Source organism: Streptomyces avidinii (genome assembly GCF_045161815.1).
In the GTDB taxonomy this organism is placed as follows: Bacteria; Actinomycetota; Actinomycetes; order Streptomycetales; family Streptomycetaceae; genus Streptomyces; species Streptomyces avidinii.
This window is the reverse complement of sequence record NZ_CP108863.1, coordinates 1,933,339-1,946,203: the sequence shown is the minus strand read 5'-3', so window position 1 is coordinate 1,946,203 and position 12,865 is coordinate 1,933,339. Positions and strand designations below refer to the sequence as shown.

General features: G+C 75.3%; 11 protein-coding genes. 8 read left to right on the top strand and 3 right to left on the bottom strand.

Annotated features, from left to right (window positions below; translation table 11 throughout):
- Positions 1 to 5 precede the first annotated feature (5 nt).
- Together OG373_RS08710 and OG373_RS08705 are read left to right on the top strand one after the other, a co-directional pair.
- Positions 6 to 1,349: a M20/M25/M40 family metallo-hydrolase gene (locus tag OG373_RS08710; RefSeq protein ID WP_405443993.1), complete on the top strand. Its 1,344-nt coding sequence runs from the start codon at positions 6 to 8 to the stop codon at positions 1,347 to 1,349.
- Between the two features lie 13 nt (positions 1,350 to 1,362).
- Positions 1,363 to 3,387, top strand: coding sequence for a prolyl oligopeptidase family serine peptidase (locus OG373_RS08705; protein WP_405437218.1), 2,025 nt, complete (start codon positions 1,363 to 1,365; stop codon positions 3,385 to 3,387).
- A gap of 129 nt (positions 3,388 to 3,516) precedes the next feature.
- Here the strand turns inward: OG373_RS08705 and OG373_RS08700 are convergent, their stop codons facing one another.
- Positions 3,517 to 4,236 (bottom strand): hypothetical protein, encoded by a 720-nt coding sequence (locus OG373_RS08700; RefSeq protein WP_405437216.1) that lies wholly within the window; start codon positions 4,234 to 4,236, stop codon positions 3,517 to 3,519.
- A 182-nt stretch (positions 4,237 to 4,418) separates the two neighbouring features.
- On the opposite strand from OG373_RS08700, the gene OG373_RS08695 reads away from it, so the two are divergent.
- The 3 genes from OG373_RS08695 (at position 4,419) to OG373_RS08685 (ending at position 8,047) form a co-directional block, all read left to right on the top strand.
- Entirely contained in the window at positions 4,419 to 4,997 is a 579-nt protein-coding gene (locus OG373_RS08695) for a GNAT family N-acetyltransferase (RefSeq protein ID WP_405437215.1), read from the top strand.
- A gap of 4 nt (positions 4,998 to 5,001) precedes the next feature.
- Positions 5,002 to 5,901 carry an arginase family protein gene (locus OG373_RS08690; protein WP_405437213.1) on the top strand — a complete coding sequence of 300 codons (900 nt, stop codon included), beginning with the start codon at positions 5,002 to 5,004 and terminating at the stop codon, positions 5,899 to 5,901.
- Between the two features lie 106 nt (positions 5,902 to 6,007).
- Entirely contained in the window at positions 6,008 to 8,047 is a 2,040-nt protein-coding gene (locus OG373_RS08685; RefSeq protein ID WP_405437211.1) for a DUF5107 domain-containing protein, read from the top strand.
- 4 nt (positions 8,048 to 8,051) lie between these two features.
- Here the strand turns inward: OG373_RS08685 and OG373_RS08680 are convergent, their stop codons facing one another.
- Positions 8,052 to 8,873, bottom strand: a complete 822-nt coding sequence (locus OG373_RS08680; RefSeq protein ID WP_405437209.1) for a methyltransferase domain-containing protein — start codon at positions 8,871 to 8,873, stop codon at positions 8,052 to 8,054.
- 201 nt (positions 8,874 to 9,074) lie between these two features.
- Here OG373_RS08680 and OG373_RS08675 point away from each other — a divergent pair, with 201 nt between their 5' ends.
- From OG373_RS08675 to OG373_RS08665, 3 genes are all read left to right on the top strand, one after another.
- A complete protein-coding gene (locus OG373_RS08675) occupies positions 9,075 to 9,647 on the top strand; it encodes a TIGR03086 family metal-binding protein (RefSeq protein WP_405437207.1) in 573 nt (190 codons plus the stop codon).
- A gap of 134 nt (positions 9,648 to 9,781) precedes the next feature.
- Positions 9,782 to 10,999 (top strand): aminotransferase class I/II-fold pyridoxal phosphate-dependent enzyme, encoded by a 1,218-nt coding sequence (locus tag OG373_RS08670; RefSeq protein ID WP_405437205.1) that lies wholly within the window; start codon positions 9,782 to 9,784, stop codon positions 10,997 to 10,999.
- A gap of 31 nt (positions 11,000 to 11,030) precedes the next feature.
- Positions 11,031 to 12,200 carry an MBL fold metallo-hydrolase gene (locus tag OG373_RS08665; protein WP_405437203.1) on the top strand — a complete coding sequence of 390 codons (1,170 nt, stop codon included), beginning with the start codon at positions 11,031 to 11,033 and terminating at the stop codon, positions 12,198 to 12,200.
- 15 nt (positions 12,201 to 12,215) lie between these two features.
- Here the strand turns inward: OG373_RS08665 and OG373_RS08660 are convergent, their stop codons facing one another.
- Positions 12,216 to 12,677, bottom strand: a complete 462-nt coding sequence (locus tag OG373_RS08660; protein WP_397729715.1) for a MarR family transcriptional regulator — start codon at positions 12,675 to 12,677, stop codon at positions 12,216 to 12,218.
- Between the last annotated feature and the right edge of the window lie 188 nt (positions 12,678 to 12,865).

Below are 12,865 nucleotides of genomic sequence, written 5' to 3'. Positions count from 1 at the left end.
ACGCGATGACCGTGGTGGACACGGTGGACGCGGTGGACGGCAGGGCTCTCGACGAGGCCGTCGAGTTCACCTCGGGTCTCATCAGGATCGACACCACCAACCGGGGCGGCGGCGACTGCCGCGAGCGCCCCGCCGCCGAGTACGTCGCCGAGCGGCTCGCCGCCGCCGGTCTGGAACCGCTCCTGCTGGAGCGCACCCCGGGCCGCACCAACGTGGTCGCCCGGATCGAGGGCACCGACCCCTCGGCCGAGGCCCTCCTCGTCCACGGCCACCTCGACGTGGTCCCGGCCGAGGCCGCCGACTGGAGCGTCGACCCCTTCTCCGGCGAGATCCGGGACGGCGTGGTCTGGGGGCGCGGCGCCGTCGACATGAAGAACATGGACGCGATGGTGCTGGCCGTCGTACGGGCCTGGGCGCGCGCGGGAGTGAAGCCGCGCCGGGACATCGTGATCGCCTACACCGCCGACGAGGAGGACAGCGCGGTCGACGGCTCCGGCTTCCTCGCCGACCGGCACCCGCACCTCTTCGAGGGCTGTACCGAGGGGATCAGCGAGTCCGGCGCCTTCACCGTGCACACCGGCCCCGGCGGCCGCGCCCTCTACCCGATCGCGGCGGGGGAGCGGGGTACCGCCTGGCTGAAGCTGACCGCGCACGGCACCGCCGGGCACGGCTCGAAGCCCAACCGGGCCAACGCCGTCAGCCGGCTCGCCGCCGCCGTCGCGCGGATCGGTGAGTACGAATGGCCGGTCCGGCTCACCGACACCGTCACCGCCTGCATCACCGAACTCGCCGCGCTGCAGGGCCTGTCGGTGGACCCGCGCCGCCCGGACCTCGACCTCGACGAGCTCCTCGACCGGCTCGGCCCGGCCGGCGCCCTGGTGCGGGCGACCGTCCGCAACAGTGCCAACCCGACCATGCTCAGCGCCGGTTACAAGCTCAACGTGATCCCCGAGCACGCCACCGCCTACGTCGACGGCCGGACGGTGCCCGGCGGCGAGGCCGAGTTCGCCGCCACCCTCGACGCCCTCACCGGCCGCGACGTGCGCTGGGAGTTCCACCACCGGGAGGTCGCCCTCCAGGCCCCGGTGGACGGGCGGACGTACGGGATCCTGCGCGAGTCGGTCGAGCGGTTCGACCCGGCCGGGCACGTGGTGCCCTTCTGCATGGCGGGCGGCACCGACGCCAAGCAGTTCTCCCGCCTCGGCATCACCGGCTACGGCTTCTCCCCGCTCAAGCTGCCGCCCGGCTTCGACTACTGGGCCCTGTTCCACGGCGTGGACGAGCGGGTCCCCGTCGAGGCCCTGCACTTCGGCGTGCGCGTCCTCGATCACGCGCTGCGGACCCTGTGAGCGGGGCCCGGTGATGGCGGCGACGACCCGGCCCTACGGCAGCTGGCCCTCGCCCATCGACGCGGGGCTCGCCGCCTCCCTCGACGGCAGGCCCGAGTACCTCGGCACGGTCGGCCCCGAGGTGTGGTGGACCGAACCCCGGCCGCAGGAGGCCGGCCGCCGCACCCTGGTCCGCCGCCGGATCACCGCCACCGGCCCCGAGATCACCGAACTGCCCGCCCCGTGGAACGTGCGCAGCCGCGTCACCGAGTACGGCGGCCTGCCCTGGGCCGGCGCCGAACGGCCCGCCGGCGGGCCCCTGCTGGTCTTCGTCCACTTCGCCGACCAGCGGCTGTACGCGTACGAACCCGACGCGCCCGGCGGCCCCGCCCCGCGGCCCCTCACCCCGGTCTCCCGGACCGGCGGCGGCCTGCGCTGGGCCGACCCGGTGCTGCGCGGCGACGAGGTCTGGTGCGTGCTGGAGGAGTTCACCGGGCCCGCGCCGACCGATGTGCGCCGGGTGCCGGCCGCCGTACCGCTGGACGGCTCGGCGGCGCGGGCGCGCGGCGCGGTGCGGGAGCTGACGGACGACCGGTACCGCTTCATCACCGGTCCCCGGCTCTCCCCGGACGGCCGGCACGCCGCCTGGCTGGCGTGGGACCACCCCCGGATGCCTTGGGACGGTACCGAGCTCCGGGTCGCCGAGGTCACCGAGGACGGGCGGCTGGCCGATGCCCGGACCGTGCTCGGCGGCCCCGACGAGGCCGTCGCCCAGGTCGAATGGACGGCCGAGGGGACCCTCCTCGCGGTCAGCGACCGCGGCGGCTGGTGGAACCCGTACGGCGTGGACCCGCGGACCGGTTGGGCGGTGAACCTCTGCCCGCGGGAGGAGGAGTTCGGCGGCCCGCTGTGGAAACCGGGGCTGCGCTGGCTCGCACCGCTGCCCGGCGACACCCCGCACGCCGCGGGCTCGGGGGTCGGCCTCGTCGCCGTCCTGCACGGGCAGGGCGCGCCGGTGCTCGGCATCCTCGACCCGGAGAGCGGCGACCTGGTGGACGCCGCCGGACCGTGGACCGCCTGGCAGCCCACCCTGGCCGTGCACGGCACCCGGGTCTACGGGGTCGCCGCCAGCCCGCGCAGCGCGTACGAGGTGGTCGAGCTGGACACCGCCACCGGGCACGCCCGGGCGGTCGGCGACCGGCGCCCGGACCCGGTTGACCCGGCCTACTACCCGGAGCCGCAGAGCCGCACCTTCCTCGGCCCCGACAACCGCCAGATCCACGCGCACGTCTACCCGCCGCACCACCCGGCCGTCCGGGCCGCCGCCGACGAACTGCCCCCGTACGTGGTCTGGGCGCACGGCGGCCCCACCGACCACGTGCCGCCCGTACTCGACCTGCACATCGCGTACTTCACCTCGCGCGGCATCGGCGTGGTCGAGGTGAACTACGGCGGTTCCACCGGGTACGGCCGCGCCTACCGCGAGCGGCTGCGCGAGCAGTGGGGCGTGGTGGACGTGGAGGACTGCGCGGCGGTGGCCCGAGCACTGGCCGCCGAGGGCACCGCCGACCCCGCCCGGCTCGCCATCCGAGGCGGCAGCGCGGGTGGTTGGACGGCCGCGGCCTCGCTGGCCGCCACCGACCTGTACGCCTGCGCCGCGATCATCTACCCGGTGCTGGACCTGCTGGGCTTCGCCGAGGAGACCCACGACCTGGAATCCCGCTACATCGAGAGCCTGGCCGGGCCGCCGCAGACCCTGGCGGTACTCAACCGCGAGCGTTCCCCGGTGGCCCGGGCCGACGCGATCACGGCCCCGTTCGTCCTGCTCCAGGGGCTGGAGGACCCGGTCTGCCCGCCTGCCCAGGCGGAGCGGCTGCTCGCGGCACTGCGGGGCCGGCCGGTGCCGGTGCCGCACGCGTACGTGACCTTCGAGGGCGAGGGCCACGGCTTCCGCCGGGCCGACACGATGATCCGCGCGCTGGAGGCCGAACTGTCGCTGTACGCCCAGGTCTTCGGCATCGACCGCACCGACGTCCCGCGGCTGGAACTGAACAACTAGGGGGCAGGCCACCGTGCCTGCGGGGTGTGCGTTGCGCGGGTGATGACGAGGAAACCGGCCGGCGCGGCTACCACTTCGGCGACCACCACGGGGGTGTCCGGTCTCGGCGCCGGCCTCACTCGAAGTTGATCAGTCCGCAGTCCGCAAAAGCCATACCCGCAGCGGACCGATGGGGGTGAAGCCGGCCCGGACCGCCGCCTCGAGGTCCTCCCCGTGCTCGTAGCCGACCACGTCCAGCTCCGGCCACCGGGCGCGGACCGCACCGAGGACACCCGCCCAGGCGGCCCCGAACAGGTTGGACACGCCGACCACGCCCCCGCCGGTGCTCGCGACGGCCCCGGCGACGATCCGGCCGCCGGCGCGACCGGCCAGGAAGACGATCCCCTCGCCGAGCAGGGCGGGCCGGAACGGCCCGTCGCCGTCGACGCTTTCCCCGCCGCCGAAGGCGGCCTCCCAGGCCGCCAGCTCCTCGGCGCCCGAGACCTCGGACCACTCCGGCCCGGTCGCCTCCGGCTCGGGGAGCGGCGCCCCGGCCGGCCGATGGATCCACTGCGCCTCGAACAGCACCTCGAAGCCCGCCCCGGCCAGGTCCAGGTCGGCGAAGCTGTCCTTCACCGAGCAGCCGGGGGAGACGGCGTCGACGCCCCGGACCACGCTCCCCGCCGGCACGGCCGGCTCCAGGGTCACGGCATCGGGATACATCGGCGGAGTCCGCCGCGCGCTGAACCAGAGCTGCTCGCCGTCGTACCGCGGCGACAGCCCGTGCGCCCGGCAGACCGCATCGCACCACGCGGCGTTGTTCAGCGCGGCCCTGCGGAGCAGTGTCGTTCTCGTCCCGTCCGTGATCACGCGGCTGATGCTGCCACACGTTCCCCGGCCGGTACTACGACCCCGAGACCGGCCGCTGCGCCTCCCCGGCCTCGTCACCACCTCGGGCCATGAGTGCGCTGATCGTGGATCTGGTGGAGGACTACGGGGACCGGTGACGCGGCGGACCGGGCCGGATGCCCGGGGGTTCGTAGGCTGGGGGAATGATCTTTTCGAGCTATCTCCGGGAGGGTGACCGCGTGGGTCTGCGGCCCTTTCGGCCCGCCGACGGTCCCGAGTTCACCGCACGTGTGCACGAGAGCCGGGACCTCCACCACCCCTGGCTGTCGCCGCCCGCCACCATCGAGGAGTACGAGCCCTACGCGGCCCGGCTGACCGAGGGCGAGGGGCGCGTCGGGTTCCTGGTCTGCGAGCGGGGGACCGGGGCCATCGCCGGGTTCGTCAACGTCAACAACATCGTCCACGGGGCCTTCCGGTGCGGGGCCCTGGGCTACGGGGCCTTCGCGCACGCCGCGGGGCGGGGGCTGTTCCGCGAGGCCCTCGGTCTCGTCCGCGCGCACGCCTTCGCCCCCGCGACGGACGGCGGCCTCGGGCTGCACCGGCTGGAGGCCAACATCCAGCCCGGCAACACCGCCTCCATCGCCCTCGTGCGCGGCGCCGGTTTCCGGCTGGAAGGGCTCTCCCCGGACTTCCTGTACGTCGACGGGGCCTGGCGCGACCACGAGCGGTGGGCCGTCACCGTGGAAATGCCGGCCCCCGAGGGCCCGCATCGCACAGGATGAGGGCATGCGAACCCTCGTGCTCCTCGACGCCCCCTCCAACCTCGGCCTGCGCCCGCCCGCGCCCGGCGCCGTCCCGGGTGTCTACAAGCTCGCCGGGGCCCTGCGCGAACAGGGACTGCCGGCCCGGCTCGGTGCCCGCGAGGGCGGGGTGGTGGTGCCGCCGCGCTACGACCGCGGCGACTGGCGCGAGGGCGACGGCGTGTTCCACGCCGAGGCCCTCGCCGCGTACACCGTCACCCTCGCCGACCGGATCGAACGGCATCTGCGGGCGGGGGAGTTTCCCGTCGTGCTCGGCGGCGACTGCTCCATCCAGCTCGGCGCGGCCCTCGCGATGCGGCGGCTCGGGCGCTACGGCCTGGCCGCCATCGACGGCTCCGCCGACTTCCGCCACCCCGGCAACGTGGCCGTGAACGGGCCCGTGGGCGCGGCCGGCGGCGAGGAGCTCGCCCTGTCCACCGGGCGCGGCCAGGCCGACCTGTCGGACCTGGAAGGGCTCTCGCCGTACCTGCGCGACGAGGACGTGCGCCTCTTCGGGCTCCGCGACGGCGACCCGGACCTCCCCGAGCTCCACGCGGCCGGGATCTCCGTCGCCACCGTCGGGGAGATCCGCCGACGCGGCGCGGGACCGGTGGCGCGGGCGGCGCTGGACGGGCTGCACCCGCCGGACACCGCCGGGTTCTGGGTGCACCTGGACGCCGACGTGCTGGACCCGTCCGTCATGCCGGCCGTGGACAGCCCCGACCCCGGCGGCCTCGTCCCCGACGAACTGGCCGAACTCCTCGCCGTGCTGGTGCGCTCACCGCGCTGCGCCGGGATCAACGTCACCATCTACGACCCGGACCTGGACCCGGACGGGCGTGCGGGCGTCCTCCTCGCCGATCTCGTGGCCGGTGCCTTCGCCTGACGAGCTCGTCAGGGCGCGTCCCCCTGGGCGGGCTTTGCGTAATCCTGACCGGTGGTCCTCCGCGGAACCCCTGTGCACCGGCCGCCGTGGCGTGTTCCATTTCCCCATGGCCACCACCGTCCGACGCGCCGTACTGACCCTTCCCGCAGCCCCGTTGGGCCCGGACAACCCACTGCCCGCCCTGCGCGCGCCCGACGAGGTGCACACCCTGGACGAGCGTGCGCGCGAGGCGATGCCGCGCGACATGGCGCGGCAGATCGGCTACGAGCCACTGCGCTCTCTGCTGCCCGTACGGATCCGGGACGGATACGGAAGGGAGCGCGCGGAGCGGGAGTTCGAGTCGATCGTCATCGAGAACGATCACCTGCGGGTCACCGTGCTGCCGGGGCTCGGCGGGCGCGTCCACTCACTCGTGCACCTGCCGACCGGGCGTGAACTCCTCTACCGCAACCCGGTGTTCCAGCCCGCCAACTTCGCGCTCAACGGCGCCTGGTTCTCCGGCGGCATCGAGTGGAACACCGGCGCGACCGGGCACACCACCCTCTCCTGCGCCCCGCTGCACGCCGCGCTCGTCCCGGCCCCGGACGGGGGCGTGATGGTCCGGCTGTGGGAGTGGGAGCGCCTGCGCGACCTGCCGTTCCAGGTGGACCTGTGGCTGCCCGGGGACTCGGAGTTCCTCTACGTCGGCGTCCGCGTGCGCAACCCGCACGAGCGGCCCGCCCCCGTGTACTGGTGGTCCAACATCGCCGTCCCGGAGGACCCCGGTACCCGGGTGCTGGCCCCCGCCGACGAGGCCTGGCACTTCGGGTACGAGCGGGCGCTGCGCCGCATCCCCGTACCGGAGTGGGAGGGCGCGGACCGCACGTACCCGCTGCGCGGCGAGTACCCGGCCGACTTCTTCTACGAGGTCCCGAGCGGTGCCCGGCCCTGGATCGCCTCGCTGGACGCAGCCGGGCACGGGCTCGTGCAGACCTCCACCGCCCGGCTGCGCGGGCGCAAGCTGTTCGTGTGGGGCGCGGGCGGGGGCGGCCGGCGCTGGCAGGAGTGGCTCACCGAGCCGGGTACGGGCGGCTACGCCGAGATCCAGGCCGGGCTGGCCCGTACCCAGCTGGAGCACGTACGGCTGGAGGGCGGCGCGGAGTTCAGCTGGCTGGAGGCGTACGGGCCGCTGTCGGCGGAGCCGACGCAGGTGCACGGCGCGGACTGGGCGGCGGCCCGCGGCGCTGCCGAGGGTGCGCTGGACGCCGTACTGCCGCGGGAGCGGGTGGACGCGGCGTACGAGGCGTGGCGCGGCTGCGCCGACACCGAACCGGGGGAGCGGCTGGCGCGGGGCTCGGGCTGGGGCGCACTGGAGGTGCTGCGCGGGCACATCGAACTGCCGGGCACCCCCTTCGAGGAGTCCACGCTCGGGGAGGAGCAGGAGCCGTGGCTCGAGCTGTGGCGCACGGGGGTGCTGCCCGCTCCGCGCCGGGTGGTCCCGCCGGGGCCGAGCCTGGTCGCCGCGCACTGGCGGGACATGCTGGAGACGGCCCCGGCGGATCCGCTGACCGAGTACCACCTGGGCGTGGCCCAGTGGCACGCCGGGGACGTGGCCCAGGCGGTACGCAGCTGGGAGCGCGGGCTGGCGCCGGCCCCCTCGCGGTGGCCGCTGCTGCGGTGCCTGGCGGTGGCGGACGCCCTGGCGGGTGACGCCGAGCGGGCGGCCGACGGATTCGCGGCGGCCTTCGAGGACCTGGTCGTGGAGAGCCGCGGCGGCGAACCGTGGACGGCCGCGGAGTCGGCGCTCGGCCGGGAGGCGATGGCCGCCCTCCTGGCGGCGGGCCGGCTGCCGCAGGCCCGTGCCGTCTGGGACCGCCTGCGGCCCGCGTCGCGCGAACAGGGCCGCTTCCGGCTGCTCGCGGCCCGGCTGCTCGCGGCGGAGGGCCATGTGCGGGCGGCCCGCCGGGTCTTCGAGGACGGCTTCGAACTCCCGGACCTCCGGGAGGGCGAGGAGACCCTGGCCGAGGTCTGGTCCACCCTCACGGACTGCCCCCTGCCGTCCCGCTACGACTTCCGCATGCGGCCGGCGGCTCCGGTCCCGGCTCCGGTCCCGGCCCCGGCCCCGGCCCCGGACAAGGCTCCGGACAGGGCCCCGGACCTGGCCTAGGGGGTCAGACCCGGCACAGGATCTCGGCGTTCAGGACCGAGAACCATGCGTCGGGGTCCGTGCCCCAGGTGTGCCAGGACTCGGCGATGGCCGTCAGGTCATCGGCCGTGGTGTGGCCGCCGCCGGTGGCGATGGCCGCGTACGCGGAGGCCCGGGTGCGGTCCGCCCACAGGGCCGACCACCAGGAGGTCTCCTCCGGGGTGGCGAAGCACCAGGCCGTCGCCGAGGAGGTGATGTCCGTGAAACCGGCCTCCCGGGCCCAGGCCCGCAGGTGGCGGCCCGCGTCGGGTTCGCCGCCGTTGGCGCGGGCCACCCGCCGGTACAGGTCCAGCCAGTGGTCCAGGCCCGGCGCGGCCGGGTACCAGGTCATCGCCGCGTAGTCGGCGTCGCGCGCGGCCACGATCCCGCCCGGCCGGCACACCCGCCGCATCTCGCGCAGCGCCTGCACCGGATCGCCGACGTGCTGCAGCACCTGGTGGGCGTGGACCACGTCGAAGGAGTCGTCCGGGAAGTCCAGCGCGTGGACGTCCGCGGGGGCGAAGGACACGGCGTCGCCCAGGCTGCGCTCCTCGGCGTACGCGCGGGCCTGCTCCAGGACGTCCCCGGCGGCGTCGACGGCGGTGACGCGGCCGCCCGGCGCGACCCGTTCGGCCAGGTCCGCGGTGATCGTGCCCGGGCCGCAGCCGACGTCCAGCACCCGCATTCCGGGGCGCAGCTCGCCGATCAGGTAGGCGGCGGAGTTCTCGGCGGTGCGCCAGCGGTGCGAGCGCAGGACCGACTCGTGGTGGCCGTGCGTGTAGACGGCGGTCTCCTTGGCGGCGTTCATGGCCGGGCCCCTCTTCGTTTCGTCGTCGAAGCGTGGGTCCCACCGTAGGCGATCCGTTCGTCATTCGAGACGGGTATTTTGACATGTGGACACCACCCTTGCGTGCCAAGGGCATTGGCCGGGGCGGTGGCAGGGAGATGCAGGTGCGAGGAGAGTGGCTGCGAGGGGGACACATCCCCAGGGCGGACGGCGGTGAGGGGTATGACGGACACGCTGCTCGAACGGCACGCCGAGGCGCTGAGGCTCTTCGGCGAGCGGGTGCGGGACGTGCGGGGCGATCAGTGGAGCGCGCCGACCCCGTGCGCGGAGTGGAACGTGCGGGAGCTGGTCAACCACGTCACCGCGGAGCAGCTCTGGATCCCGCCGCTGGTCTCCGAGGGCCGCACCGTCGAGGAACTGGCGGGAAGCTTCTCCGGTGACGTGCTGGGCGACGACCCGGTCGCGGCCTGGGACCGGGCCTCGGCCGCCGCGCATGCCGCCTTCGCCGCGTCCGGCGCGATGGGCAGGAGCGTGCGCCTCTCGTACGGGCCCGCGCTCGGGTCGGCGTACTGCTCGGAGCTGACCGCCGACTGCGTCGTGCACACCTGGGACCTCGCCCGGGGCCTCGACGTCGGTGACCGGCTGCCCGACAGCCTCGTCGAGTTCTCGATCAAGGAGATCATGCCGTACGCCGACGGACTCGCGTCCAGTGGTGCGTACGCCGAGCCGGTGGAGGTGCCGGCGGGCGCGGACGCGCAGACCCGGCTCCTCGCGATGGTGGGGCGGAAGGGCTGACGCGCGGAGCCGGGCATCCCGCACAACAGGCATACAGCCATAAATAATCGTATAAAGGTCAGGTCTGGTGGGGCGCCACGGGGCCCGGCAGGCCCGGCAGGGCGAGTGCGGAAGGGCGGACAGCGGTGGCGGGGATGCAGCGTACGGCGGCGGAGGGCCGCGGCCCGGTCCGGTACGGCCCGCCCGCCCCCCAGCCCGGCCTGCCCGTCCTCCCCGAGCTGGTCTCCGTCCTGGCCGCGGCCGCCGGGCGCGCCGCCCCCGAGCCCCCGGGCGGTGGCGAGTCCCTACGCGAAGCCGCATGCAGGCACTGGGGGCGGCGCGGGCTCGCCACCTCCCCGGAGAACGTGGCCGCGGGCCCCGGAGCCCCCGCACTGCTGCTGGCCCTGCTCGGGGCCTACGGGGGAGACGTGATGCTGCCCCGGCCCTGTCCGGCCTGGTGGACGCCGCAGGTCCGGCTGCTGGGACGGCGTGCCTACCACGTGCCGACCCCGGCCGAGTGCGGAGGGGTACCCGACCCCTATGCCCTGCTGGAGACCGTACGGCGGGTGCGCGCCGAGGGCGGCGACCCGCGGGTGCTGCTGCTGTCGGTCGCGGACGACCCCACCGCGACCGTGCCGCCGCCCGAGATGCTGCACGAGGCGTGCGAGGCCGCCGCGTCCGCCGGACTCTTCGTCGTCAGCGACGAGAGCTGGCGCGACACCGTCCACCGCCCCCACGAAACCCTGGTCCTGAGCCCCGCCGAGATGCTGCCCGACCAGGCGGCGGTCCTCGTCGACCTGTCCGGGGCGCTGCTGCCCGCCGGCTGGCCCGCCGCCGTCGTCCGCTTCCCCGACACCCCGCGCGGGACCTGGCTGCGTGCCCGCACCCTCGACGTCCTCACCGCTACCGGCGCGATGGTCGCCGGGCCCGTCGCGGGAGCCGCCGCGCACGCCCTCGACGAACCCGACGCCGTGGCCGGACGCGCCCACGCCGCCGCGGCCCTGCACGGCGTGGTGGCCGCCGAGGCGCACCGCCGCCTGCTCGCGGCCGGAGCGCTGGCCCGGCCCCCGCAGGCCGGCCGGCACCTGTACGCCGACCTCACGCCGCTGCGCTCCGGCCTGGCCCGGCAGGGGGTCGGTGACGCCATGGAACTGGAGGACTGGCTCGGCGGCCGGCTCGGCGCGCCCACGCCCGGCGGGCAGCGGTTCGCCGACGAACTGGGCGCGCTGCGGGTGCGGTTGTCCACCGGGCCGTTGCTGGGGGCCACCCCGCAGGAGCGGCTGGCCGCGCTCACCTCCGGCGATCCGCTGGCGCTCCCGCACGTACGCGACTCCCTGGAACGCCTCGGATCAGTCCTGGCCGGGCTGGCCTGACCTCCCGACCCCGGTGAACGGAGACTTCGCGATGAGGGACCGGACGGACGCCCCCGCCCCCGATTCCGCCGCCGTGACGGCGCCGGTACGTTCCACCGTCGCCCGGCGGCCGGAGCCGCACCCGGAGCCGCACCCGCACCCGCACCCGCAGCCGCGGCATCAGCCGGAGCCGCCGCACCGTCCGGAGCAGCCCGAGCGCGAGGGTCCGGGCGCCCCGCGCCCGCTCGGTGAACACCGCCGCTGGCCCCGCTCCTTCGCGGACCGGCTGACCACCCCCCTCCCCGGGGTCCGCGCCTTCGCCCGGCTCGCCCGCGAGGGGGCCTTCCGGCCCGGCCCCGAAGGGCTGCGCGGCATCCCCGACCTGCCGTACGAGCCGGGCCCGCTGCCCGCCGCACCTCCCGGGACCGTCTCCGTCACCTGGGCCGGACACGCCAGCTGGGTCCTGCGGACCGGCGGGCTGACCGTGCTGACCGACCCCGTCTGGTCCCGGCGGATCCTCGGCACCCCGGCCCGGATGACCCCCGTCGGGGTGGGCTGGGAGGACCTGCCCCCGGTGGACGCGGTCGTGATCAGCCACAACCACTACGACCACCTCGACGCCCCCACCCTCAGGCGGCTGCCCCGGCACACGGCTCTGTTCGTACCGGCGGGGCTGGCCGGCTGGTTCCGCCGCCGCGGCTTCACCCGGGTCACCGACCTCGACTGGTGGGAATCGGCCGAACTGGGCGGCGTACGCTTCGAGTTCGTCCCCGCCCACCACTGGTCGAAGCGGTCGCTGATCGACACCTGCCGGTCCCTGTGGGGCGGCTGGATCCTCACCGACACCCGGAGCGCGGCGCCGCAGAAGGTCTACTTCGCGGGCGACACCGGCTACGGGCACTGGTTCGGCGAGATCGGCCGCCGCCACCCCGGTATCGACCTCGCCCTGCTGCCCGTCGGCGCGTACGCCCCGCGCTGGTGGCTGCGCGACGTCCACGCCGACCCGGAGGAAGCCGTCCGGGCCTGCCTCGACCTCGGCGCCCGCCGGATGGCCCCCATGCACTGGGGCACCTTCGTCCTCTCCGCCGAGCCGGTCATGGAACCCCTGCACCGCACCCTGGCCGCCTGGTCCCGGGCCGGACTGCCCCGCGAGCACCTCTGGGACCTGCCGATCGGCGGCTCCCGCACGCTGGTCCCGGAGGCGGCCGGGACCGGCGGGTGAGCGGCGCCGCCGGGCTCAGTGGTGCCAGGCCTGACCGCCCACGTTGTGGATGAACCGCTGGAGCACCTTGAGGGTGATCAGGTACTCCTCGTCGGAGATCCCGGCGTGCCGCTCGTCCCACAGGTCCTTCTGCAGGGCCGCGGCCTTGTCGAAGAACTCCCGGCCCTCATCGGTCATCTCCAGGCGCCCCTCGGCGTCCTGGGTGATCCAGCCCTGGACGATGACGGAGTCCATCTCCTCGGACAGCGCCTCCTCGCCCACCGCCAGGTAGCCCCGCAGGGTCTCGGTCACCTCGGCCCGGGTCCTGACCTCGTCACCGGCCAGCGCGACCCGGGCGAGGATCCACCACTGGGGCTGGGTGGTGCCGAGCCCGGCGAGCGCGCCGCGGGTGCGGGCCACGATCGCGTCGTAGGCGGCCCAGCTCCAGTAGCCGATGGGCTGGCGGATCAGCTCGGCGTCGTCGTGCGAGTACTCCATGGTGGATCGTCTCCCCGTTCGCTGTGCAGGATCGTGCGCTGAGCAAGACCCTAGGGACTCAACCGCACTTGAGGTCCAGCCCACGGCCGGATCCGTCCCGGATGGCCGAATCCCCCTGTGGATTGCGGGACTTGACCCATTCGGCGGGGCAGGGCGGGGCGGGAACGGGATCGTGGTCCGGGGCCGTC

Excerpts from the sequence above, each read along its gene's own strand:
- OG373_RS08710 (WP_405443993.1), top strand. The coding sequence starts at position 6 with ATGACCGTGGTGGACACGGTGGACGCGGTGGACGGCAGGGCTCTCGAC.
- OG373_RS08690 (WP_405437213.1), top strand. The coding sequence starts at position 5,002 with ATGCGAACCCTCGTGCTCCTCGACGCCCCCTCCAACCTCGGCCTGCGC.
- OG373_RS08660 (WP_397729715.1), bottom strand. The coding sequence starts at position 12,677 with ATGGAGTACTCGCACGACGACGCCGAGCTGATCCGCCAGCCCATCGGC.
- OG373_RS08670 (WP_405437205.1), top strand. The coding sequence starts at position 9,782 with ATGCAGCGTACGGCGGCGGAGGGCCGCGGCCCGGTCCGGTACGGCCCG.
- OG373_RS08680 (WP_405437209.1), bottom strand. The coding sequence starts at position 8,873 with ATGAACGCCGCCAAGGAGACCGCCGTCTACACGCACGGCCACCACGAG.
- OG373_RS08665 (WP_405437203.1), top strand. The coding sequence starts at position 11,031 with ATGAGGGACCGGACGGACGCCCCCGCCCCCGATTCCGCCGCCGTGACG.
- OG373_RS08695 (WP_405437215.1), top strand. The coding sequence starts at position 4,419 with ATGATCTTTTCGAGCTATCTCCGGGAGGGTGACCGCGTGGGTCTGCGG.
- OG373_RS08705 (WP_405437218.1), top strand. The coding sequence starts at position 1,363 with ATGGCGGCGACGACCCGGCCCTACGGCAGCTGGCCCTCGCCCATCGAC.
- OG373_RS08685 (WP_405437211.1), top strand. The coding sequence starts at position 6,008 with ATGGCCACCACCGTCCGACGCGCCGTACTGACCCTTCCCGCAGCCCCG.
- OG373_RS08675 (WP_405437207.1), top strand. The coding sequence starts at position 9,075 with ATGACGGACACGCTGCTCGAACGGCACGCCGAGGCGCTGAGGCTCTTC.